Origin of the sequence: Pseudomonas ulcerans (assembly GCF_036324125.1) — a bacterium.
In the GTDB taxonomy this organism is placed as follows: Bacteria; Pseudomonadota; Gammaproteobacteria; order Pseudomonadales; family Pseudomonadaceae; genus Aquipseudomonas; species Aquipseudomonas ulcerans.
In genome coordinates, this window is the sequence record NZ_JAZDQN010000046.1 from 19,628 (window position 1) to 41,170 (window position 21,543).

General features: G+C 66.3%; 21 protein-coding genes. 9 read left to right on the top strand and 12 right to left on the bottom strand.

The window, feature by feature from the left end; genetic code table 11:
* Nucleotides 1–74 precede the first annotated feature (74 nt).
* Both V0R59_RS27080 and V0R59_RS27085 read left to right on the top strand, forming a co-directional pair.
* Nucleotides 75–518 carry a TadE/TadG family type IV pilus assembly protein gene (locus V0R59_RS27080; protein ID WP_330075792.1) on the top strand — a complete coding sequence of 148 codons (444 nt, stop codon included), beginning with the start codon at nt 75–77 and terminating at the stop codon, nt 516–518.
* Nucleotides 515–3,172: an ATP-binding protein gene (locus V0R59_RS27085; protein WP_330075793.1), complete on the top strand. Its 2,658-nt coding sequence runs from the start codon at nt 515–517 to the stop codon at nt 3,170–3,172. Before V0R59_RS27080 ends, V0R59_RS27085 begins: the two co-directional genes overlap by 4 nt.
* Here the strand turns inward: V0R59_RS27085 and V0R59_RS27090 are convergent.
* From V0R59_RS27090 to V0R59_RS27120, 7 genes are all read right to left on the bottom strand, one after another.
* The gene (locus tag V0R59_RS27090) at nt 3,157–5,109 is read right to left on the bottom strand and encodes a TadG family pilus assembly protein (protein WP_330075794.1); all 1,953 of its coding nucleotides are present in this window, start codon (nt 5,107–5,109) and stop codon (nt 3,157–3,159) included. The genes V0R59_RS27085 and V0R59_RS27090 overlap by 16 nt on opposite strands.
* Nucleotides 5,110–5,204: 95 nt before the next feature.
* Nucleotides 5,205–5,765: a DUF4136 domain-containing protein gene (locus tag V0R59_RS27095; RefSeq protein ID WP_330075795.1), complete on the bottom strand. Its 561-nt coding sequence runs from the start codon at nt 5,763–5,765 to the stop codon at nt 5,205–5,207.
* 24 nt (nt 5,766–5,789) lie between these two features.
* Nucleotides 5,790–6,413, bottom strand: a complete 624-nt coding sequence (locus tag V0R59_RS27100; protein WP_330075796.1) for a DUF4136 domain-containing protein — start codon at nt 6,411–6,413, stop codon at nt 5,790–5,792.
* A gap of 10 nt (nt 6,414–6,423) precedes the next feature.
* Nucleotides 6,424–7,173 carry a methyltransferase gene (locus V0R59_RS27105; protein WP_330075797.1) on the bottom strand — a complete coding sequence of 250 codons (750 nt, stop codon included), beginning with the start codon at nt 7,171–7,173 and terminating at the stop codon, nt 6,424–6,426.
* Entirely contained in the window at nt 7,170–7,475 is a 306-nt protein-coding gene (locus V0R59_RS27110) for a MazG-like family protein (protein WP_042130553.1), read from the bottom strand. The genes V0R59_RS27105 and V0R59_RS27110 overlap by 4 nt, the downstream gene beginning before the upstream one ends.
* A gap of 91 nt (nt 7,476–7,566) precedes the next feature.
* Entirely contained in the window at nt 7,567–8,418 is an 852-nt protein-coding gene (locus tag V0R59_RS27115) for a MaoC family dehydratase (protein ID WP_330075798.1), read from the bottom strand.
* Between the two features lie 2 nt (nt 8,419–8,420).
* Nucleotides 8,421–9,773, bottom strand: coding sequence for a 3-oxoacyl-ACP reductase (locus V0R59_RS27120; RefSeq protein ID WP_330075799.1), 1,353 nt, complete (start codon nt 9,771–9,773; stop codon nt 8,421–8,423).
* A gap of 117 nt (nt 9,774–9,890) precedes the next feature.
* Between V0R59_RS27120 and V0R59_RS27125 the strand changes: the two genes are divergently transcribed.
* The 3 genes from V0R59_RS27125 (at nt 9,891) to V0R59_RS27135 (ending at nt 13,095) form a co-directional block, all read left to right on the top strand.
* Nucleotides 9,891–11,168 (top strand): acetyl-CoA C-acetyltransferase, encoded by a 1,278-nt coding sequence (locus V0R59_RS27125; protein WP_330075800.1) that lies wholly within the window; start codon nt 9,891–9,893, stop codon nt 11,166–11,168.
* A gap of 113 nt (nt 11,169–11,281) precedes the next feature.
* A complete protein-coding gene (locus V0R59_RS27130) occupies nt 11,282–12,073 on the top strand; it encodes an AraC family transcriptional regulator (protein ID WP_330075801.1) in 792 nt (263 codons plus the stop codon).
* A gap of 128 nt (nt 12,074–12,201) precedes the next feature.
* Complete coding sequence (locus V0R59_RS27135; RefSeq protein ID WP_330075802.1) at nt 12,202–13,095, top strand: PA4780 family RIO1-like protein kinase; 894 nt, start codon at nt 12,202–12,204, stop codon at nt 13,093–13,095.
* 4 nt (nt 13,096–13,099) lie between these two features.
* Here V0R59_RS27135 and cueR read toward each other — a convergent pair whose 3' ends face one another.
* From cueR to V0R59_RS27150, 3 genes are read right to left on the bottom strand one after another with little or no spacing between them, the layout of a single operon-like run.
* Nucleotides 13,100–13,498, bottom strand: a complete 399-nt coding sequence (gene cueR, locus V0R59_RS27140; protein ID WP_330075803.1) for a Cu(I)-responsive transcriptional regulator — start codon at nt 13,496–13,498, stop codon at nt 13,100–13,102.
* Nucleotides 13,495–15,897, bottom strand: coding sequence for a heavy metal translocating P-type ATPase (locus V0R59_RS27145; protein WP_330075804.1), 2,403 nt, complete (start codon nt 15,895–15,897; stop codon nt 13,495–13,497). The genes cueR and V0R59_RS27145 overlap by 4 nt, the downstream gene beginning before the upstream one ends.
* A gap of 54 nt (nt 15,898–15,951) precedes the next feature.
* Entirely contained in the window at nt 15,952–16,338 is a 387-nt protein-coding gene (locus V0R59_RS27150; protein ID WP_330075805.1) for a hypothetical protein, read from the bottom strand.
* 149 nt (nt 16,339–16,487) lie between these two features.
* Between V0R59_RS27150 and V0R59_RS27155 the strand changes: the two genes are divergently transcribed.
* Nucleotides 16,488–16,685 carry a heavy-metal-associated domain-containing protein gene (locus tag V0R59_RS27155; protein ID WP_330075806.1) on the top strand — a complete coding sequence of 66 codons (198 nt, stop codon included), beginning with the start codon at nt 16,488–16,490 and terminating at the stop codon, nt 16,683–16,685.
* A 181-nt stretch (nt 16,686–16,866) separates the two neighbouring features.
* The gene (locus V0R59_RS27160) at nt 16,867–18,048 is read left to right on the top strand and encodes a multidrug effflux MFS transporter (RefSeq protein WP_330075807.1); all 1,182 of its coding nucleotides are present in this window, start codon (nt 16,867–16,869) and stop codon (nt 18,046–18,048) included.
* Here the strand turns inward: V0R59_RS27160 and V0R59_RS27165 are convergent.
* Together V0R59_RS27165 and V0R59_RS27170 are read right to left on the bottom strand one after the other, a co-directional pair.
* A complete protein-coding gene (locus tag V0R59_RS27165; RefSeq protein ID WP_330075808.1) occupies nt 18,032–18,199 on the bottom strand; it encodes a hypothetical protein in 168 nt (55 codons plus the stop codon). The two genes, V0R59_RS27160 and V0R59_RS27165, sit on opposite strands and share 17 nt — an antisense overlap.
* Nucleotides 18,200–18,309: 110 nt before the next feature.
* Nucleotides 18,310–19,323, bottom strand: a complete 1,014-nt coding sequence (locus tag V0R59_RS27170; protein ID WP_330075809.1) for a zinc-binding alcohol dehydrogenase family protein — start codon at nt 19,321–19,323, stop codon at nt 18,310–18,312.
* 118 nt (nt 19,324–19,441) lie between these two features.
* On the opposite strand from V0R59_RS27170, the gene V0R59_RS27175 reads away from it, so the two are divergent.
* Nucleotides 19,442–20,347, top strand: a complete 906-nt coding sequence (locus tag V0R59_RS27175; protein WP_330075810.1) for a LysR family transcriptional regulator — start codon at nt 19,442–19,444, stop codon at nt 20,345–20,347.
* A gap of 462 nt (nt 20,348–20,809) precedes the next feature.
* The gene (locus V0R59_RS27180) at nt 20,810–21,532 is read left to right on the top strand and encodes an ArsR/SmtB family transcription factor (RefSeq protein WP_330075811.1); all 723 of its coding nucleotides are present in this window, start codon (nt 20,810–20,812) and stop codon (nt 21,530–21,532) included.
* Nucleotides 21,533–21,543 lie beyond the last annotated feature (11 nt).

Consider the following 21,543-nt stretch of genomic DNA (forward strand, 5'->3'; position numbering starts at 1 on the left):
TGGCGAAACGCCATCCCTTGTCTGAATGATTCTATGCTTGTCTGAGCGGTGTCATTGTCAGGGTAGACGCGATCATGAAAGCAAGCCTTGCTGGACGGCAAAAAGGTGCGGTGGCCATCGAGTTCGCCGTGGTGTTCGTGTTGTTCTTCGCAGTGTTCTACGGACTGCTCAGCTACAGCCTGCCGATGCTGATGATGCAGTCGTTCAACCAGGCCAGCAGCGAAGCGGTGCGCCGCTGCGTGGCACTGGACCCGGACAGTACGACCTTCTCCACCGACGTCAACAACCTGGCCCGGCAGACCCTGGAACAGCAACTGTCGTGGTTGCCGGGTTCGCTGGGCTTCCAGTTCGCCACCGATGCCACGGTGACCCTGACCCCGGGTCACCTGCTCACGGTGCGCATCCACTACAGCAAGAGCAAGCTGACCTCGACCCTGCCGGTGATGGTGTTGCCGGGCATCGGTGAAGTGCCCAGGTTGCCGGCGACCCTGGGTACGCAGACGAGCCTGCAACTTTGAACGGCGGTTCGGGGTTGTTCGATCGCTGGCGGACCCGCGCCGGCGAGACCCGGGACTGGCCCGAGGCTTCGGCACCGCCAGCGGTCGGCTTGCAGGTCTGGCTGGACGACCAGGGCCGCGTGTTGCGCCTGAGCGGCCCGCTGCGCACCGCGCTGGCGCTGCCGGCGCAGGTGCCGGCGCACCTGCATGACTACGTGCAGCCACAAAGCCTGCTGGCCCTGGAAGGCGAGCCGGCGGACTGGCAGGCACATCCGCTGGACCTGGATCTGCGCGCCGCCTCCGGCACCACGCTGCATACCCGCGGCTGGCTGCTGGCCCAGCCCGAGGGCTGGATGTTGCAGGTGTTCGATATCGGCGACCTGGTCCGCGAGCAGCGCCAGGGTGTCGCCGCGCGCCAGGGCCAGAAGCTGGCCGGCGAGATCGCCGCGGCGCTGCGCGATTGCAGCCTGCAACGCTTGGCCGATGAAGCTGGCGAGCAATTGCGCCGCCTGGCCGCGTACTGGCGGGCGAGCTGGGCGGTCCTGCTGCTGCCGGCTGCGGGCGGCTGGAAAGTCTTCATCCACAGCGGCGACAGCCTGCCGCTGAACGAGGCGCGCCTGGGCCTGCTGCTCGATGGCGTAGCGCCGGGGCACCTGTTGCACAGCTCCAGCCAGCCGCTGCTGCGGATCATGGAGGTGCCGTTCTACCTGATGCCGCACAGCCAGGAGCACGAAGTGCGGGCCTGGCTGCTCTGCGAAGACAGCGGCGAGCAGCGCCTGGGCGACGAGGCCTTGCTGCTTGCCGATGCCCTGGTCGAGCCGCTGCTGGCGCGCCTGGCCGGGGATCGCCTGCAGGCCAGCCAGCAGCGTCTTGAGCATGTCCAGGGCCTGCTCGGTGCCGGCTGGTGGGAATGGCGGCCGCATGATTCCTCGCTGCACCTGTCACCCGGCCTGGCCAACAGTTTCGATGTCCCGCCATGGGTCAGCCTCGCGGACTGGCTGACCCGGGTGCATCCGGCCGACCGCGAGGCGGCGCTGCTGGCCTTCACCGCCTTGCAGCGCGAGGGCGACAGCCTGCAGCTGTGTCTGCGCCTGCTCGGTGAGTCACCGCGCTGGTACCGCCTCTGCGGCGAGATCGAAGGGCAGGGCGAGGCCCGCCGGCTGCACGGTTTCATGCTCGACATCAGCGATATCAAGCAGCAGGAGCAGCAGGCCAGCGCCGCCCATGCGCGGCTGGACAACCTGATCGCCAGTTCGCCGGCGGTGATCTACATCCAGCGCTACGAAGCCGGCGCGCTGCACGCCGAATTCTTCAGTGCCAGCCTGCAACCGCTGCTGGGCTGGCAGGTCGAGCCTGGCGAGCGCCTGCAACCGGCGCGCTGGGTGCATCCCGAAGACCAGCCGTTGTGGCTGGAGCGCACCCGTACCTTGCTCCGCGAAGGCCAGGTGCGCAGCCGCTATCGCCTGCGCGATCGCGAGGGCGGCTGGCACTGGGTGCTCGACGAGGCGCGCCTGCTGCGCAACGACCTGGGTATCCCCGTGGAGGCGGTGGGGTTGTGGCTCGATGTCACCGAGGCCACCCTGGCCGCCGACCGCGTGCGCCAGAGCGAGGAACGCTACCGGGTGCTGGTGGAGGACTCACCGGCGATGATCTGTCGCTACCGCGCCGATCTGGAGCTTCTGTACGGCAACCGCCCCCTGGCCGACTACCTGGAATGCACGCCGGCGCAACTGCCGGGGATGAACCTCGGCGAGTGGATGTCGGCGGCGCAGCTCGACCTGTTCCGCCAGCGCATCGCCCGGCTCAGCCCGGAGGCGCCGGTCAGCAGCGACGAAGTGTGCCTGCAGTTGCCTGGGCGCGAGCATGCCTGGTGGATCTGGTCCGACCGCGGGTTGTTCGACGACCAGGGCCGGCTGTTGGAAATCCAGGCGGTGGGCCGCGACAACACCGAGGTGCGCCGTAGCCAGCAACTGCTGCTGCAGAGCGCCAAGATGGCGACGCTCGGCGAGATGTCCACTGGCCTGGCCCATGAGATCAACCAGCCGCTCAACGTCATGCGCATGGCGGTGGTCAATGTGCTCAAGCGCCTGGAAAACGGCGGGCTGGACACGGACTACCTGCAGGAGAAACTGAAACGCATCGACGCCCAGGTGGTACGGGCGTCGAAGGTAGTGGATCACATGCGCGTGTTCGGCCGTCGCTCCGAGGTCGAGCGGGCGCTGTTCGAGCCCTGGCTGGCGGTGGAGGGTGCATTGTCGCTGCTGGCCGACGGCCTGGCCGGCAAAGGCATCGAGGTGCGCCTCGGTGAACCCGTGGCAGGCGCGGTGTACGGCCATCAGGACCAGTTGGAACAGGTGCTGATCAACCTAATGGTCAACGCTCGCGACGTGCTGCTGGAGAAGAAACCGGCGCAGACCTGGATCGCCCTGCGCGGCGAAAGTGACCGGCAGCGCCTGCGCCTGTGGGTGGAAGACAGCGGCGGGGGGATCGAGCCACGCTTGCTGGAGCGGATCTTCGAGCCGTTCTTCACCACCAAGCCGGCGGGTGTCGGCACGGGGCTGGGGTTGTCGGTGAGCTATCGGATCGTCGAGAGCATGGGCGGCGTGCTCAGCGTCGGCAACGGTGACGAAGGGGCGCGGTTCCTGATCGAGTTGCCCCTTCAGAGCACCAGCTGAGCGCGGTTGTTGCTGCAGTCGAGGTTGGCGCCGACGTCCACCACCATCAGGTCGATGCCCAGGATCTTCAGCAGCGAATTGATCAACGGATCGGTGATGCGGCCGAGCAGGGTGACGATGGGCGGCAGCAGCAGGGTCTTCACGCTGTTCAGCAAACTGGCGGCGGTGGTGACGAGTTGCCCCAGGGGATTGCTGCCCACGGGCTGGTAGACCTGTAGCTGGATGCCGTTGACGGTGGTGTTGAGACTGCTGACCACATCGCTGGAGCTACCCGTCGTCTGCATGTACACCGGTGGCTGGTTCAGGTTGGGGGGAGCGCTGGCGCCACTGAATAGCAGCGGAGTGGGGGTTGCCGCTGGCGTGCCGAGGACCGTGGTGTCGACCTTGATACCGACGCCGCCGCCGACAAGGGGTACCCGTGTTCCGCAACCGAGGGTGATGAGGGTCAATTTGGTACAGACGTTGGTACCGAAGTCGATCAGCGGGATGGCTTGCACTGCGGCGGTGCCCGAGGTGAAGAAATCATTCGGCGTCTTGAACTTGCCGAGCGCGACTTTCGCCACCGCCGATTGGTTGCTGGTATTCAATTGCTTGCCGGGGCGGCAGCTGTATCCGGTGACCTCACTGGTCGCTGAGGCTACCTCCACACCGATATTGAGCTGCTGTACCCCGGGCAGCAGCTCGATGTCGCTGACCTTGCACGGCACCAGGATCAGGCAGCCGACGGACTGCAAGGTGCCTTGCAGGTTCAGGCTGAGCAAGGGGTTGATGATGTTGGTCAGTGGCGTGGCGAGGTTGAGCACGGCGTTGACCAGGCCGGTAATGGTGCTGAGCACTGGCAGGTCGAGCGATACCAGCAAGCGTACCTGCGCGGTATGGACCTTGATCTCGTCTGTTGCCGGATTGCCGACGGCGGACAGCTGTTCCGGCTCGATCACCTTCAGTTGCACGTTGCCCGTTACCAGTCCGAGCAGGTTCAAGGGGATCTGCGCGACTGCCGCACTGTTCTTCGCCGCCAGCATCACCGCCGCCTGGACCAGGTCGATGACTTTCAGCGATGCATCCAGGCCGGCCGCAGCCGTGCCGTTTTGCAAGTCGAGGATATCGCCCAGCTTGACCAGCGTGCTGTTGTCCGCACCCACCACCACCCGCCCCAGGTTGGTCACCACATCGGCAGCCGCGCCGCTACGAGCCAGGACGGTGGCGGCGGCACGGATCAGGTCGGTGGCATGGATGTTCTTGCTTAGCAGTTCGTCGTAATGTCCCGCGCCGACATTGACGTCGATCGCCAGTTGATCGAGGAAATCCAGCAGCTTGATATCGGTATTGGCGATGCCTTGCCAGCCCACGGCGTCCAGGGTCACCCGTCCGCCCAGCGGATCGATCAGGGCATTGAGCAGGGTCGATTTGCGTGAGTCCATGGTGGCCAGGGTCGAACGCAGACGGAGCATGGCTCGCGGAGGCAGCGGTGCGGCAGCCACCGCCTGGGCTTGAAGCTGGGTAGTGGCGGCGATGGGTTCGCCAGCGACCAGGTTCCTGATACCGGCGGCGACGCTGGTCGGTACGCTGGATGTCCCGGCTACCTTGATTGCCTCGGCAAGCGCCGGGTTGGCAGTGAAGCTGCGCCGGCTGGCTGCACCTGTGCTCACGCTGCCGCAACTGGTCACCAGCGTATTGCCATTGCCGACCGTGAATCCGTTACGCGCAGCACTGGTGATGGCCAAGGCGGCTGCCTGAGGGCCGGTGCCGGTACAGTTTGCACTTTGCCCCGCCGCCTCCAGCGCGGCCATGTCCACTACCCGCTGCAAGCTGCGCTGCTCCATGTAGAGCCGCCCGCCGTCCACCGCCAAGAGCCCGAAGACCATGGCGGTGGCGAGTGTCAGCGCCGCCACCAGGCCGATGGCACCGCGCTGCCGTTTCGCGAAGAGGGGAGACACGAGCACTCCTTTGCCGGCACATGCCGTGCACGTCGCGTGCGTGCATCCAGTGTAGTCAAGGATATGGCCAGTCGCCTGCAGCGTGACCTGCCGGATCAGCGAGGCGGGTAGTTGGACAGCACCTGGGCGACGGTCTTCTGGATCGCCGCATTACGCTCTTCCGGGGTCGGCGGATAGTGGTTCATCACCTGCTCGGCACTGCCGCGCCACACCAGCTTGCCGTCACGCCCGTCGAACAGGTCGACCTGGATGGTCGCCACCTTGTACTCGATGGTGCGGGTCTCGGCCATGGACGGACCGCCCCAGTAGCCGCCCCAGTAACCACCCCAGCCGCCACCGTACTGGGTGGTGATCTGCTGGTGACGGTTTTCCACGATCAGGTACGCCTGCACCTTGAGGTCGCCGCGATTGCCGGCCTGGGCCGGACGCAGGCCGCGTTGGTCGAGTTGTTCGCTGACGGCCTGGCGGATGCGCTGCTCGGTGAGGTCGCTCTTGATCCGTGGATCGTCCGGCCGGTACTGCAAGGCCGGCTCTTGCCAGGTCCAACTGCGGTAGCCAGCGAAATCGCGGCTGGCGTCGAAGTCCTGGGTCACGTTGTTGCTCTGGCAGGCGGCAAGCACGGCCAGCAGGGAAAATAAAACCAGACGGCGCAGCATGATGTGTTCTCCGGATTCCAAGGACTAGCTGGGAGGATAGCCGCTCATGGCCTTCTCGACGGCCTCGCGCATGGCGTCGGCACGATCGGCCAGGGAACCCCGGCTGTCGGTCTCGGCACTGGCGCTCCATACCGGCTGGCCGCTGCCGGCATCGAACAGATCGACGCGTACCACCAGCACCTCGACTTCGTAGGTGCGGATCACCGGCACGCTGGCATAGGCCCCATAGCTGTTGCCGTAGTAGCCATGGCGGTAGCCCATGCCGCCGTAGCCGCCATAGGGGTAGTAGTCATCGTCGCGGTACTGGCGCAGGCGCCGTTCCAGGCGCAGGTCGGCGCTTACCAGCAGGTCGCCGCGGGTATTGCGCGCGGGGCGCAGGCCACGCTGGTCGAGGGCGTTGCTCACGGCTTCGGCGAGTTGGGCGGGATCGGCGCTGGCGCTGCCGGCGGGCAACTGGCCGTTGCGCCAGCTCCAGTTGCGGTAGCGCCCGTAGTCGCGGGCCGGTGCCGGGTAGGCGCTGGCGTCGAAGGTGGTCGCGGCTTGCGCTGGCGCCGGTGGCAGCGGGCGCGAGCTGGCCACGTAGGGATTGCTGCCCTGGCAGGCGGCCAGGGCCAGGCAGGTGAAGGCAAGAACGACACGGTACGGCATGCGGCTCTCCCTAACGGGGTCGACATATCCAGTGCAGGTAGCGGCCGAGGCCGGCGAAAGCCGGGTGGCGACGGTGCGCGAGTTCCATTTCCAGCAGGTCGATCAGTTCGGCGCGGGCCTGGAATTCCGTCGGCATGTAGTCGTGGAACACCCGGACGCCGCTCTCTGCTTCTACTTGCCATAGACCTTCAAGTTGCGCCCTGAGTTCGCGCGGATCAAGGGGTTTCTGCGGGGTCAGGCTCTGCTTCTCGCCGGCCAGGGTATTGCGGCGCAGCTTGCGGAAATGGCCCTTGAGCAGGTTGCGATAGACCAGTGCGTCGCGGTTGTAGAAGGCCAGGGAGAGCAGGCCGTCGGCGCGGGTCAGTTGGTGCAGCACCGGCAGGATCGACTCGGGTTCGGCGAGCCATTCCAGCACGGCATGGCACAACACCAGGTCGTAGGGTTCGGTGAGTTCGCCCAGCAGGTCCTGCCATGGCGCCTGGATGAAGGTGGCCGGCTGGCCGGCGCTGGCGAAGCGCTCGCGGGCGCCTTCGAGCATCGGGGCAGCGGGTTCGGCAAGGGTCACCTGATGGCCACGCTCGGCCAGCCACAGGGCCATGTGGCCCAGGCCCGCGCCGATATCGAGGATGCGCAGCGGACGTTCCGGCAGGCACTCGGCGAGGTCGGCCTGGAGCACCGCGAGGCGGATCGCGCCCTTGGCGCCGCCGTAGATCTTCTCGGCGAAACGGGTCGCCAGGGCATCGAAATGACGGTCCTTCATTTGGCGAAGCGCCTCTCGCTGTCGGCCAGCTTGGCCCGTACCACCTGTTCCATGTCCAGGCCCAGTTCGCTGCACAGCAGAAGCAGGTACAGCACGATATCGCCGACTTCCTGGCCGGCGTGGGCCAGCTGGTCGGCGGGCAGTTGCCGCGACTGGTCCTCGCTGAGCCACTGGAAGATCTCCACCAGCTCGGCCATTTCCACGCTGGCGGCCATGGCCAGGTTTTTCGGGCTGTGGAAGCCGCGCCAGTCGTTGTTGTCGCGGATGGTGTGCAGGCGTTGGGTGAGTTCGTGCAGATTCATTTCGGGTCTCCTGAGGCCGTATAGCTTCAGGGGGAAGGGCGGGGCTGGCAAGGGGGGCTGTGGCCTTGAGGCCACAGTCACCATCACCGGCCTACGCAGGCTGCCAATCACCCGTCATATGCACCAACCCCCCATGCCCACTCAGCTGGAACTGCCCGCTCGGCGCCTCTGCGCTGCAATCGAGGATCACCTCGCTGGGCAATCGCACCGGCTTGTGGAAGTCCACCGCCACCTGGTACCCGCTGCGCGGCAGGTGCCCGCGCAGATGGGCCATGGCCATGGCCTTGCTCCACATGCCATGGGCGATGGCCTGGGGAAAGCCGAACAGCTTCGCGCTCATGGCACTCAGGTGGATCGGGTTGTAGTCGCCACACACCTTGGCGTAGTGCCGGCCGATATCGGTGTCGGCGTACCAGCGGGTCAGTTCGCTCATCTTCAGCGGCTCTGCCGGCGTCACTTCGGGCACTTCGCCCTCCAGCTTCATGCCGCGACAGAGCATGCGACTGGTCTCCGACCAGATCAGCCCGAGGCCATCCTCGGCGTCGGTGCGCAGGTCGAAGGTCGCGCCTTTTTCATGAGGTTGCAGGTTATCCACAGACACCGCGAAGCGCAGTCGCGAGATTCCGCCCAGCGGCCGCAGCACGCGGATGCGATTGCCCAGGTGCACCAGCCCCAGCAGCGGGAATGGAAAATCCTTGGCGGTCAGCAACTGCATCTGCAAGGCGAAGGCCATCACATGGGGATAAGTCGGCGGCAGGCGCCCGTCATGGGTGAACAGGCAGAGCTTGCGATAGGCGTCGAGGTTGCGTTCGTCGACATCGATGCCGCAACGCAAACCGTAGTGGGGCAGGCTGTCGCCGCTGATCTTGCGCTTGCTCGCCGCCTTCAGGTACAGCCCGGAAAGGCCGGCGGTATTGCCGAGGTCATGCCAGGTCTGGGTCATCGTCAGGCTCCCATCACCGCCTGGCCGCAGACGCGCAGTACCTGGCCGTTGACCGCACCGCTGCCCGGTTGCGCCAGCCAGGCCACGGCCTCGGCGACGTCCTGGGGCAGGCCGCCCTGGCCCAGCGAACTCATGCGCCGTCCGGCTTCGCGCAGGGTGAACGGGATGGCTGCGGTCATGCGGGTTTCGATAAAGCCGGGCGCCACGGCGTTGATGCTGGCGCCACGCTCGGCCAGCAACGGCGCCCAGGCTTGCGCCAGGCCGATCAGCCCGGCCTTGCTCGCGGCGTAGTTGGCCTGCCCGCGGTTGCCGGCGATGCCGCTGATGGAGGCCATCAGCACGATACGGCCGTGGTCATGCAGCGCGCCGCCGTCGATCAGCGCCTTGGTCAGCACCGCCGGGGCCTTGAGGTTCACCGCCAGTACCGAGTCCCAGTATTCCGGGGTCATGTTGGCCAGGGTCTTGTCGCGGGTGATGCCGGCGTTGTGCACCACGATATCGATGCCGTCCGGCAGGCCTTCGAGCAATTGCGCCGCAGCGTCGCTGGCGCAGATGTCCAAGGCCAGGGCGCGGCCACCCAGGCGCTCGGCCAGGGCCTTGAGATCGTCGGCCGCTTGCGGCACGTCGAGCAGCACGATCTCTGCACCGTCACGGGCCAGGGTTTCGGCAATGGCCGCACCGATGCCGCGGGCGGCGCCGGTCACCAGGGCCTTGCGTCCGGCCAGTGGGCGGGTCCAGTCCTGCACCTGCGACGGGCAGGCCTCCAGGCGCAGTGCCTGGCCGCTGATGAAGGCGCTTTTCGGCGACAGGAAGAAGCGCAGGGCGCCTTCCAGCTGGTCTTCCGCCTCCGGCGCCACGTACAGCAGTTGCAGGGTGCCGCCGCTGCGCAGCTCCTTGGCCAGCGAGCGGGCGAAACCTTCCAGGGCACGCTGGGCGACCCGGGCCAGGATGTCGTGGAGATGTTCAGGGGCGCGACCGAGGATCACCACGTGGGCGCAACGGTCGAGGCTGCGCAGCAGGGGCTGGAAGAACTCGCGCAGCTGCTTGAGCTGGTCGATATCGGCCAGCGTGCTGGCATCGAAGACCACCGCCTTGAGCTTGCTGCCCAGCCCGGCAACCCAGGCCGGCAGGCCCAAGGCCTCGTCGGCGAAGCTGTAGGTCTCACTTGTGAGCCGGCTGGAAAACCCCGCCACCTTCGCCGCCAGCGGGCCGCCGCCGAGCAGCAGGGCGCCCTCCACCGGCCGTAGCCGCCCGGCTTCCCAGCGCTCCAGGCGAGCAGGCGCTGGTAGGCCGACAGCCCCCACCACACGCCGGCCGAGATCGGAGTTGGCGAAGTTGATATAGCGGTCGCTCATAAGGTCTTCTCCGTGAAATAGCCCCAAAGTGTGGACCATGATCGGCCGTTGGTCGTTCTACCTGCGAAAAAAGTCCTACTCTGTAGGCGTCTATTTCGCGAAAAAAGGAATGTCTTGATGCGAGTTTTGCGACGGGTCGCGATCATCGGCGGCAATCGAATTCCCTTTGCCCGCTCCAATGGGCCTTATTCCAAGGCCAGCAACCAGATGATGCTGACCGCCGCGCTGGAAGGGCTGATCGAGCGCTTCGGACTGCATGGCCAGCGCCTGGGCGAGGTGGCGGCGGGCGCGGTGCTCAAGCACTCCCGGGACCTCAACCTGACCCGCGAATGCGTGCTCGGCTCACGCCTGTCGCCGCAGACCCCGGCCTATGACATCCAGCAAGCCTGTGGCACCGGGCTGGAAGCGGCGCTGCTGGTGGCGAACAAGATCGCCCTGGGGCAGATCGACTGTGGCATCGCCGGCGGCGTCGACACCACCTCCGATGCCCCCATCGCGGTCGGCGAGGGCCTGCGTCGGGTGCTGCTGGAGGCCAATCGCGGCAAGACCACCGGCGACAAGCTCAAGGCCCTGCTCAAGTTGCGCCCGGGCGACCTGAAGCCCGAATTCCCGCGCAACGGCGAGCCACGCACCGGGCTGTCCATGGGCGAGCACTGCGAGCTGATGGCCCAGCACTGGGGCATCGACCGGCAGGCGCAGGACGAACTGGCCCTGCTCAGCCACCAGCACATGGCGGCGGCCTACAACGAAGGCTGGCACAACGACCTGCTCACGCCGTTCCAGGGCCTGACCCGTGACAACAACCTGCGCCCGGACCTCACCCTGGAAAAGCTCGCCAGCCTGAAACCGGCGTTCGAACGCAGCGAGAAGGGCACGCTGACCGCCGGCAACTCCACGCCGCTGACCGATGGCGCGTCGGTGGTGTTGCTGGCGAGCGAGGAATGGGCCAAGGCCCGAGGCCTGCCAGTCCTGGCCTACCTGCTGGACGGCGAGAGTGCCGCGGTGGATTTCGTCAAAGGCCAGGAAGGATTGTTGATGGCACCGGCCTACGCCGTACCGCGGCTGCTCGCGCGTCACGGCCTGAGCCTGCAGGATTTCGATTACTACGAGATCCACGAGGCCTTCGCCGCCCAGGTGCTGTGCACCTTGAAGGCCTGGGAAGACCCCGACTACTGCCGCGACCGCCTTGGCCTGGACCAGCCGTTGGGCGCTATCGACCGCAGCAAATTGAACGTGAAGGGCAGCTCGCTGGCTGCCGGTCATCCCTTCGCCGCCACCGGCGGACGCATCCTCGCCAACCTGGCCAAGCTGCTCGACCAGGCCGGCCAGGGCCGCGGGCTGATTTCCATCTGCGCCGCAGGCGGTCAGGGGGTGACGGCTATCATCGAGCGCTGACCCGGCCGGCGTCGTTCGGGCTGGCTCGCAGGGGTTATTCGAATCATCTTGTAATAATCATCTGCGGCGTTAACCTGCCTGTCTCTTTCCGTCCTGCGACATAAGGTCGAGCGATGCCGATTAACGGACAAAACCTCTCGCCCCGTCGGATTCCCGACCTCGGTGCCCTGCCGCGGCCGTTGTATGCGCGGGCGGAAAGCCTCGGTGCTGGCTCGTGGACGACCCGCCACCGGCATGACTGGGTGCAGTTTTCCTACGCCATCAGCGGCGTGCTCGGGGTCTATACCGCCGAGGGCAGCTACTTCGCGCCGCCGCAGTGGGGCGTCTGGGTGCCGGCCGGGGTCGAGCACGAGGTAATCACCTCGACCCGCGCGGAAATGCGCAGTCTCTACGTGCGCAGCAGCGATTCGGAATGGGCGCCGGGGCATTGCCGGGTGCTTGAAGTGACGCCGCTGGCGCGCGAACTGATCAAGCAGTTCTGCCAGTACCCGGTGGAGTATCCCGAGGGCGACAGCGACGAGGCGCACCTGGTGCGGGTTTTGCTGGACCAGTTGCGGACCTTGCCGGAGGTGGGTTTTTCCCTGCCGCTGCCGCAGCACCCGGGTTTGCTGGAGGTGTGCAATACCTTGCTGGCGAACCCGGAGCAGGGCCATAACCTGGAGCATTGGGCGCAGCGCCTCGGGCGTTCGGAAAAGACCCTGATGCGCCTGTTCCAGCGCGAGACCGGCCTGAGCTTCCGCGCCTGGCGCCAGCGCATGCGCCTGTTGTCGTCCCTCGATGCCCTGGAGCAGAGCCAGAGTGTCACGCAGGCGGCACTGGGATGCGGTTACGATTCCACCTCGGCGTACATTGCCGCGTTCAAGGGATTGTTTGGTGCCACCCCCGGGGAACTGTTCCGTGACTGAACTGACGTAAATTGAAACCAAGTCGCCTTTGATTCGGGTCCGTTACCGACAGGGCGCTTGAGCTATCGTGTGCGCCTCGCCGAAGAGGCACTTCCAGCAGTGGCAGACAGGAGCCAGAACAAAAGCCGATGAAGACTCCCAAACGGATTGAACCGCTGATCGAAGACGGATTGGTCGACGAAGTGCTGCGTCCCCTCATGAGTGGCAAGGAAGCGGCGGTGTACGTGGTGCGCTGCGGCCGCCAGCTGCGCTGCGCCAAGGTCTACAAGGAAGCCGACAAACGCAGCTTCCGCCAGGCCGCCGAGTACCAGGAGGGCCGCAAGGTCCGCAACAGCCGCCAGGCCCGGGCCATGGCCAAGGGTTCGAAATATGGGCGGCGCGAAGCCGAGGACGCCTGGCAGAACGCCGAGGTGGCAGCGCTGTTCCGCCTCGCCAGTGCCGGGGTGCGGGTGCCCAAGCCCTACGACTTCCTCGATGGCGTGCTGTTGATGGAGCTGGTCACCGACGAGGACGGCCAGGCCGCGCCGCGTCTCAACGACGTGCACCTGGAGCCGGAGCAGGCCCGCGACTACCACGCCTTCATCATTCGCCAGATCGTGCTGATGCTCTGCGCCGGGCTGGTGCACGGCGACCTTTCCGAGTTCAACGTGCTGCTCGGCCCGGAAGGTCCGGTGATCATCGACCTGCCGCAGGCGGTGGACGCGGCCGCCAACAACCACGCTTTCAGCATGCTCGAACGGGACGTGGCGAACATGGCCCACTACTTCGGGCGCTTCGCCCCGGAACTCAAGCAGACCCGCTACGCCAAGGAAATGTGGGCGCTGTACCAGGCCGGCGACCTGCAGCCGGACAGCGCCTTGAGCGGGACGTGGAAGGACGACGAGCACAGCGCCGATGTCGGTGGCGTGTTGCGCGAGATCGAGGCGGCGAAGTTCGAGGATGCCCGGCGCCGCGCGGGTCGCGAGGAAGCCGAGCGCGGGCCGGTCAAGGGCGAAGAGCCTCCGCCCCCGTGGGCGCAGTGAGCGTTCAGTGACAGCAGCCGGCGGCCAGGTCCTTGAGGATCGGGCAGTCGGGGCGGTCGTCGCCGTGGCAGTGGGCGACCAGTTCGCTGAGGGTGTCGCGCAGGCTCACCAGTTCCTCGATACGCCGGTTCAAATCGGCGATATGTTCGCTGGCCAGCGCCTTGACGTCGGCGCTGGCGCGCTGGCGGTCCTGCCACAGGGTCAGCAGTTTCGCCACTTCTTCCAGGGAAAAGCCCAGGTCTCGTGAGCGCTTGATGAAGGTCAGGCTGTGCAGGTCATCCTGGCCGTACAGGCGATAGCCACTTTCACTGCGCGTGGCCGGCTGCAGCAGGCCGATGGACTCGTAGTAACGGATCATCTTCGCGCTCAGGCCCGTACGCCGGGCTGCCTGGCCGATATTCATGCGCTGTGCTCCTCCTTGGAGGTCTCGGGTTTCCAGGTTTTCAGCAGCAGGGCGTTGCTCACCACGCTGACGCTGGACAGCGCCATGGCCGCGCCGGCCAGCACCGGGTTGAGCAGGCCGAACGCTGCCAGGGGAATGCCGATCAGGTTGTAGATGAAGGCCCAGAACAGGTTCTGGCGGATCTTCGCGTAGGTCTTGCGGCTGATCTCCAGCGCCGCCGGGACCAGGCGCGGGTCGCCGCGCATCAGGGTGATGCCGGCGGCCTGCATAGCCACGTCGGTGCCGCCGCCCATGGCGATGCCGATATCCGCGGCGGCCAGGGCCGGGGCGTCGTTGATGCCGTCGCCGACCATCGCCACCACACCGGATTTCTTCAGTGACGCCACCTCGGCCGCCTTGTCTGCCGGCAGCACTTCGGCGTGTACGTCGTCGATGCCCAGGGCCTGCGCCACTACGGTGGCACTGCCACGGTTGTCGCCGGTCAGCAGATGGCTGCTGATGTTGCGTTCAGCCAGTTGGCGCACCGCCTGTCCTGCACCGGGCTTGAGGCTGTCGCCGAACGCGAACAGGCCCAGCACCCGTGGTTGCGGGCTGCGTTCGATCAGCCAGGACAGGGTGCGGCCCTCGGCCTCCCAGGCCCTGGCGCTGGCGGCCAGTTCGCCGGGTTGCAGGCCGCTTTCGTCCAGCAGGCGCCGGTTGCCCAGGGCCAGGTCGCGACCGTCGAGGCTGCCGGCGATGCCGCGTCCGGTCAGCGACTGGCTGTCGCGGATGTCCGGCACGTCCAGGCCCTGTTCCGCACAGGCATCGAGGACGGCCTTGACCAGGGGGTGCTCGCTGCCGCGCTGCAGGGCTCCGGCCTGTTGCAGCAGTTGCGCGTCATCGCCATCCAGCGCGTGCTGGTGGACGATGCGCGGGCTGCCGGAAGTCAGGGTGCCGGTCTTGTCGAAGACCACGCGGTTGACGGCGTGGGCGCGCTCCAGGGCTTCGGCGTCCTTGATCAGGATGCCGTGGCGCGCGGCCACGCCAGTGCCGGCCATGATCGCCGTGGGGGTGGCCAGGCCGAGGGCGCAGGGACAGGCGATCACCAGCACCGCGACGGCATTGATCAGCGCCACTTCCAGGGCAGCGCCGGCCAGCCACCAGCCGACCAGGGTCAGCAGGGCGAGCACCAGCACGGCGGGGACGAAGACCTGGCTGACCCGGTCCACCAGCTTCTGGATCGGCGCCTTGGCCGCCTGGGCGTCTTCCACCAGGCGGATGATGCGCGCCAGCACGGTTTCCGTGCCCAGCGCCAGGGTGCGCACCAGCAGCCGCCCTTCGCCGTTGATGGCGCCGCCGGTGACACGGTCGCCGGGCTGTTTCGGCACCGGCAGGCTTTCGCCGCTGATCAGCGCTTCGTCGGCGTGGCTCTGGCCTTCGACCACTTCACCGTCCACCGGGAAGCGTTCACCGGGCTTGACCAGCACCAGGTCATCGAGACGCAGCGCGCTGATCGGCACATCGCGCTCGACCCCGTCCACCACCTGCAGTGCCCGCTCCGGGCGCAGCGCTTCGAGCGCGCGGATGGCGCTGGCAGTCTGGCGCTTGGCCCGGCTTTCCAGGTACTTGCCCAGCAGCACCAGGGCGATGACCACCGCCGAGGCTTCGAAATACAGGTGCGGCATCATTCCCGGCATGGCCTGCGACCACTCGTACAGGCTCAGGCCATAGCCGGCGCTGGTACCGAGGGCGACCAGCAGGTCCATGTTGCCGGCGCCGGCGCGCACGGCTTTCCAGGCCGCAACATAGAAGCGCGCGCCGAGGATGAACTGAACCGGGGTGGCCAGGGCGAACTGGGCCCAGGCAGGCAACATCCAGGAGATGCCGAACGGCTGCAGGAGCATCGGCAGGACCAGCGGCAACGCCAGCAGCACCGCCAGCGCCACGGCCCAGCGTTCCTGGCGCAGGCGGCGTTCACCATCGTCATTGGCGACCTGGCTGGCCTGCGGCAGGCTGGCGCTGTAGCCGGCGCGCTCTACCGCGGCGATCAGGGTGGCGCTGTCGACCTGGCCTAGCAGTTCGACATGGGCACGTTCGCTGGCGAGGTTGACGCTTGCCGACTGCACGCCGGGCAGCTTGCTCAACGCCCGTTCGACGCGCCCGGCGCAGGAGGCGCAGGTCATGCCGCTGATGTTCAGTTCGACGCTGTGGCTGGGGACGCTGTAGCCGGCCTGATTGACCGCCTCGACCAGCGCCGGCAAGCGATCGGCCGGCGCCTGGATGCGGGCCTGTTCGGTGGCGAGGTTGACGTTGACCTGCTCGGCGCCGGCGACTTTGCGCAGCGCCCGTTCTACCCGACCTGCGCAGCTGGCGCAGGTCATGCCGGCGATCGGCAGGTCGAAGGTGATTGACTCGGGCATGGGGCTCTCCTCCGTGGACTGGCCGCCAGCATCAACCTTGACATGCTGGCAAGGTCAATAGTTGAGGTCGGCTTTCCTCAGGTAGAGGCCCTGCGCGTTCCTGGCGACGCGGTACTTGGCGATTTCACCGGCACGCAGTGAAATGCGCTGGGAGTTCTGGTCCTGGATGCCGTTCTCGCAACCGGGGGCCTGGCCTGGCAGCAGGCGAAGGCGGATATCGACGCTGCCTGCGGGCAGGTTGAAGGAGGTCGACTGCTCCTGGAACAGGCGGTTGGCCAACTGGTCGTTGAGGTAGATCCCGATTTCGCAGGGGGTGGCGACTTCCAGGCGCTCTCGGGAAACGATCAGCACCGCGTCCGTCGAGAAACCTTCGGCGCTGGCCAGGGGGACGTTGCTGAACAACCCCAGCAGGCCGAGGAGGCCGATTGCTACCTTGCCCATGGATGAATACTCCTGCTGATAAACCGACAAGCACGCAGCTTGGCCGACCCGGGCAAGGATTTCCAGCCCGGCAGCGTCACGGCAAACTTGACCTTGCCCCGGTGGCAAGCTTGAGACTGCGGCCAAATCCAACCAAGGAGTCAGTGACGATGCAAGTATTCAACGTGGAAGGGATGACCTGCGGCCACTGCGTCAAGGCTGTGACCAGCGCGGTGCAGCGCGAGGATGCGGCGGCGGAGGTGAAGGTGGACCTGGCGCAGAAGCAGGTGTCGGTGAACAGCGAGCTGGGCGTGGAGCAGATCCTGCAGCTGATTCGTGACGAAGGTTATGAGGCGCGGGCGATCTGATCCCAGGTCGAGCGCGGACCTTGTGGGAGCGGGTTCACCCGCGATTGCAATAGTGAATCCACTGCTGTAATCACGGGTGAATCCGCTCCCACAAGGTATGCGTACAGCCTCTCGATTTTTCACATCTTCCAGGCAGGGCCCCGGTAGACTAGGCAACTTGCTTAGCTAGCTACGGATTCCCATGAACCTGCGAACCATCCTGATCCTCGGCGCCCTCAGTGCGTTCGGGCCGTTGGCGATCGACTTCTACCTGCCCGGCTTCCCGGCCATGGCACTGGCATTCGGCACCGACGAGAAACATGTCCAGGCCACCCTGGCCGCCTATTTCCTCGGCTTGTCCATCGGCCAGCTGGCCTACGGGCCGATCGCCGACCGCTTCGGCCGGCGCATCCCGCTGCTGGGCGGGGTGATCCTGTTCACCTTCGCGTCGCTGGCCTGCGCCTACGCGCCGACCCTCGACACCCTGGTGGTCGCCCGTTTCATCCAGGCCCTGGGCGGCTGTGCCGGCATGGTCCTGTCCCGCGCCATCGTCAGCGACAAATGCGACGCGGTGGGGTCGGCCAAGGTCTTCTCGCAACTGATGCTGGTGATGGGCCTGGCGCCTATCCTCGCGCCGATGCTGGGCGGCCTGATGGTCAACCTGTATGGCTGGCAGTCGATCTTCCTCGCCCTGACCCTGTTCAGTGCCCTGTGCGCCCTGGCCGTCTACCGCGGCCTGCCGGAAAGCCTGCCCGCCGATCGCTCGCGCCTGCCGCTGTCCGGTGCCCTCGGCCAGTACCTGCGCCTGCTCAAGGACCCGCTGTACCTCGGCTACGCGGTGACCGGCGGTATCTCGATGGCCGGGATGTTCGCCTACATCGCCGGCTCGCCGTTCGTCTTCATCAAGCTCTACGGGGTACCGGCCGAGCATTACGGCTGGCTGTTCGGCACCAACGCTGCGGGCTTCATCCTGGTGGCACAGGTCAATGCGCGCCTGCTGGCCAAGCGCGGCCCGGCGTTCCTCCTGGTGCGGATGGTCTGGCTTTACCTGGCGGCGGGACTGGCGCTGCTCGGCGTCAGTGCGCTGCATACCGAGGCGCTGTGGCCACTGCTGATTCCGCTGTTCGTCTGCATCGCCAGCCTCGGCTGCATCATTCCCAATGCCTCGGCCTGCGCCATGAACGGCCAGGGGGCACGGGCGGGTAGTGCCTCGGCGTTGCTGGGATGCCTGCAATTCAGTGTCGCCGCGGGTGCGGCGGCACTGGTGGGCGTGCTGCATGATGGCAGTGCGATGCCCATGGCCATGGTCATCACCCTGTGCGGGGCGGCGGCGGTGGCAGCAGCGATGCTGACCCGCCGGCTGCTGCTCAGCCGGCCTGCCTGAGCAAGGGATGGGGCGCCTGGATGCGGGCCTGCAAGGTGTTGATGAAGGCCCGGGCCTCGGCCTCGCTACGAAAACTCACTACATGCTGATCAAGCCGGACTTCCCAGGGACGGTCCGGTTTCTTGCCTGTCGCATCGAGTACAACGTTCATCGCGGCTACCTCCGGTTGGCAAAGGTCGCTGGATTGTAGGCGCCTCTTTCGACGACAAGGCATGACCTGGAGCAAGGGACGGACTGGCGGTCATGCCATGCGTCGGATCCTCAGAAACCTTCCAGTACGATCTTGCCCTTCGCCGCGCCGCTCTCCAGCAGTTGGTGGGCGCGCCGCAGGTTTTCCGCGTTGATGGTGCCGAAGTGCTCGCCGAGGGTGGTCTTCAGCGTGCCGGCATCGATCAGCCCGGCGACGCGGTTGAGCAGGTTGTGCTGTTCGAGCATGTCCGGGGTCTCGAACAGCGAGCGGGTATACATGAACTCCCAGTGCAGCGACAGGCTCTTGCGCTTGAGCTTGGTCACGTCGAGCTGCTTCGGATCGTCGATCAGCGCCAGCTTCCCTTGCGGGGCCAGGGCTTCCACCAATTGGTCGAGGTGCTGGTCGGTCTGGGTCAGGCTGGCGACATGGGTCACCTGGTCGATGCCGGCGGCGCGCAGGGCCTCGGCCAGTGGCTGGCGGTGGTCGATCACATGATCGGCGCCCAGTTCGCGGACCCATTGCTGGGTCTCGGCGCGGGACGCGGTGCCGATGACCTTGAGGCCGGTGAGCTGGCTGGCCAGTTGGGTAAGGATCGAGCCGACACCGCCGGCGGCGCCGACGATCAGCAGGCTTTGGCCCAGGTCTTCCTTGCCCTCGGCGATCTGCAGGCGGTCGAACAGCAGCTCCCAGGCGGTGATGGCAGTCAGCGGCAGCGCGGCGGCTTCGGCGAAGCCCAGGGACTTGGGCATGTGCCCGACGATGCGTTCATCCACCACATGCAGCTCGCTGTTGCCGCCGGCGCGAGCGATGGAGCCGGCGTACCAGACCTTGTCGCCGGGCTGGAACAGGCTGACTTCGCTGCCCACTGCCTTGACCACACCGGCCACGTCCCAGCCGAGCACCTTGGCGGCGCCGTCCTCGGGCTGGACGTTGCGTCGTACCTTGGTGTCCACCGGGTTGACCGAGATGGCCCGGACTTCCACCAGCAGGTCGCGAGGGCCGGGTGCAGGGGCGGGCAGTTCGATGTCCTGCAGGGCGGCGATATCGTCGATCGGCAGCGACTGGTAGTAGGCGATGGCTTTCATGGAGCGCAATTCCGTGTGGATAAGTGATGGCGGCCATGATTGATCCTTTCGTTTCTGGTTAAAAGCCGCTAAAACCAGAGAAACTTTCAAAAAAATATTGAAGATGGGGAGCGCCGCCGTGCTGCGTTTCGATGACCTGCAACTCTTCGTGCGTGCCGCCGAGCACGGCAGCCTGTCGGCGGCGGCACGGTTGCTGGATCTGTCGCCTGCGGTGGCCAGTGCGGCGCTCAAGCGCCTGGAGGCGCAACTCGGCGCGCGCCTCCTGGCCCGCTCTACCCGCAGCCTGCGTCTTACCGCCGAGGGCGAGGGTTTCCTTGCGCACGCCCGGGCGGCGTTGGCCAGCCTCGACGAGGGACGGCGCCTGCTGGCTCGCGAGCAGGATGAGATCAGCGGGGTGTTGCAGCTCTCGGCACCTTCGGACTTCGGGCGCAACGTCCTGCTGCCATGGCTGGATGAGCTGCAACGGGAACATCCGCGGCTCAACGTGCGCCTGCTGCTGGGCGACCGCAACGCCGACCTGTTCCGCCAGCCTGTGGATATCGCCCTGCGCTACGGCAAGCCGGAGGATTCCAGCCTGGTGGCAGTGCCGCTGTGTGTGGATAACCGCCGCGTGCTGTGTGCCGCGCCAGAGTACCTGGCACGGCATGGCGAACCGCGCACGGTGGCGCAACTGAGCGAGCACAACTGCCTGCTGTACCAACTGGGCAGCGGGGTGCATGACCACTGGCGCTTCCAGCTGGACGGGCAGGAAGAAGGCGTGCTGGTCAGCGGCGACCGCTTCTGCGACGACGCCGACGTGGTGCGGCGCTGGGCCCTGGCCGGGGCGGGAATCGCCTACAAGTCCTGGCTGGATGTGGCAGCCGACGTGCGCAGCGGGCACTTGCGGATGCTGCTGGGCCAGTATCGGGGGGAGTCGGCGCCGCTGAACCTGCTGTGCACTCATCGGGCGCAATTGAGCAAGCCTGTACAACTGTTGAGTGCATTACTCAAGTCGCGTTGTCTTACATTGCTCGATGAACTTTAAACGCGGCGTGTTTGATTGTTAGTACGGTCTTACATCCTCTGCGCATTTGCTTGAAAGGCATGATTACTTTCAATGTAGGCGCGTTACTGGATATATGTTGACTGCGTATATTTTTCATCGCCGACGAATACGTTGAATCATGGGCATTTGCCGGAGTTGCAAGGCTGCGGCACGCTTGCCACGGTCCTGAAGCAGGCGGCCGAGGTTTGGCAAAGCTACGTCGATCTGTCGCAAAACCGTCGCGATTGCCGGAATAAGCAGGCTTATACTGGGGCGGGCAATTGCCGCCACCAAGATAATGTTTCCTCGGCTGACGTAGGGCCGGACGCTTTGCGCAGTCACCAACTCATGATGAACAACAGGGGGAGAAACTTCCCTTTCCTGGCAACTGGTCAACTTTGGCCTGCCCTGGATATGTGGGGAACTTCATTCGCCAATGACAATTACGCAGGGAGTGGACCGATGCAACCGATAGCCAGTATCAGCCAGATCGCCAGTTTGATGGCCGACCCGAAACGCAGTGCCATGCTCTGGGCACTGATCGATGGAATGGCGCGTCCTTCGGAGGAGCTGGCCATGCTGGCCGGCCTGACCCCTTCGTCGGCCTGCGCGCATCTGGCCCGGCTGTCGGCCGGCGGGCTGCTCAAGCGCGAGGCCCGCGGACGCAAGCGTTACTTCCGCCTGGCGGCGCCGGAGATCGGCACGGCGGTTGAAGCCATGGCCAGCGTCGGCATCCGTGAGTCCGAGCGCCAACCCCGGGCTGCGGAGCCGGTGATGACGGTATCCCTGGCGATGCGCAGGGCGCGCCTGTGCCGGGACCATCTCGGCGGGGAAGTGGCGGCGGACCTGCTGCAACGCCTGCTCGACGCGCAATGGCTGCAGCAAAGCGAGCAGCAACTGGAAATCACTCTGGTCGGGCGTGCTCACTTCGCTGCGCAGGGGATCTTCATCGATGCACTGGCGCCTCGGGACGGGCGCTTGTGCAGCGTGTGCAACTGCTGCAGTGAAATGCACGACCGTCGCGCGCACCTGGGTGGCGCCCTTGGCAGCAGCCTGCTCAAGCTGTTCGTGCAATCCGGTTGGGTGCGGTTCAGCGATGATTCCCGGGCGGTACAGGTCACGGCGGCGGGATTGCGTGGAATCGAGCAGATAGCGCGGCGGCCGGCACCGCTGTCGATGGGATGAGGTACAGCGGG

What these genes read in the sequence shown, in the direction of transcription:
- V0R59_RS27080 (WP_330075792.1), top strand. Translation starts at nt 75, where the DNA reads ATGAAAGCAAGCCTTGCTGGACGGCAAAAAGGTGCGGTGGCCATCGAG.
- V0R59_RS27095 (WP_330075795.1), bottom strand. Translation starts at nt 5,765, where the DNA reads ATGCTGCGCCGTCTGGTTTTATTTTCCCTGCTGGCCGTGCTTGCCGCC.
- V0R59_RS27100 (WP_330075796.1), bottom strand. Translation starts at nt 6,413, where the DNA reads ATGCCGTACCGTGTCGTTCTTGCCTTCACCTGCCTGGCCCTGGCCGCC.
- V0R59_RS27105 (WP_330075797.1), bottom strand. Translation starts at nt 7,173, where the DNA reads ATGAAGGACCGTCATTTCGATGCCCTGGCGACCCGTTTCGCCGAGAAG.
- V0R59_RS27110 (WP_042130553.1), bottom strand. Translation starts at nt 7,475, where the DNA reads ATGAATCTGCACGAACTCACCCAACGCCTGCACACCATCCGCGACAAC.
- V0R59_RS27115 (WP_330075798.1), bottom strand. Translation starts at nt 8,418, where the DNA reads ATGACCCAGACCTGGCATGACCTCGGCAATACCGCCGGCCTTTCCGGG.
- V0R59_RS27120 (WP_330075799.1), bottom strand. Translation starts at nt 9,773, where the DNA reads ATGAGCGACCGCTATATCAACTTCGCCAACTCCGATCTCGGCCGGCGT.
- V0R59_RS27125 (WP_330075800.1), top strand. Translation starts at nt 9,891, where the DNA reads ATGCGAGTTTTGCGACGGGTCGCGATCATCGGCGGCAATCGAATTCCC.
- V0R59_RS27130 (WP_330075801.1), top strand. Translation starts at nt 11,282, where the DNA reads ATGCCGATTAACGGACAAAACCTCTCGCCCCGTCGGATTCCCGACCTC.
- V0R59_RS27135 (WP_330075802.1), top strand. Translation starts at nt 12,202, where the DNA reads ATGAAGACTCCCAAACGGATTGAACCGCTGATCGAAGACGGATTGGTC.
- cueR (WP_330075803.1), bottom strand. Translation starts at nt 13,498, where the DNA reads ATGAATATCGGCCAGGCAGCCCGGCGTACGGGCCTGAGCGCGAAGATG.
- V0R59_RS27145 (WP_330075804.1), bottom strand. Translation starts at nt 15,897, where the DNA reads ATGCCCGAGTCAATCACCTTCGACCTGCCGATCGCCGGCATGACCTGC.
- V0R59_RS27150 (WP_330075805.1), bottom strand. Translation starts at nt 16,338, where the DNA reads ATGGGCAAGGTAGCAATCGGCCTCCTCGGCCTGCTGGGGTTGTTCAGC.
- V0R59_RS27155 (WP_330075806.1), top strand. Translation starts at nt 16,488, where the DNA reads ATGCAAGTATTCAACGTGGAAGGGATGACCTGCGGCCACTGCGTCAAG.
- V0R59_RS27160 (WP_330075807.1), top strand. Translation starts at nt 16,867, where the DNA reads ATGAACCTGCGAACCATCCTGATCCTCGGCGCCCTCAGTGCGTTCGGG.
- V0R59_RS27165 (WP_330075808.1), bottom strand. Translation starts at nt 18,199, where the DNA reads ATGAACGTTGTACTCGATGCGACAGGCAAGAAACCGGACCGTCCCTGG.
- V0R59_RS27170 (WP_330075809.1), bottom strand. Translation starts at nt 19,323, where the DNA reads ATGAAAGCCATCGCCTACTACCAGTCGCTGCCGATCGACGATATCGCC.
- V0R59_RS27180 (WP_330075811.1), top strand. Translation starts at nt 20,810, where the DNA reads ATGCAACCGATAGCCAGTATCAGCCAGATCGCCAGTTTGATGGCCGAC.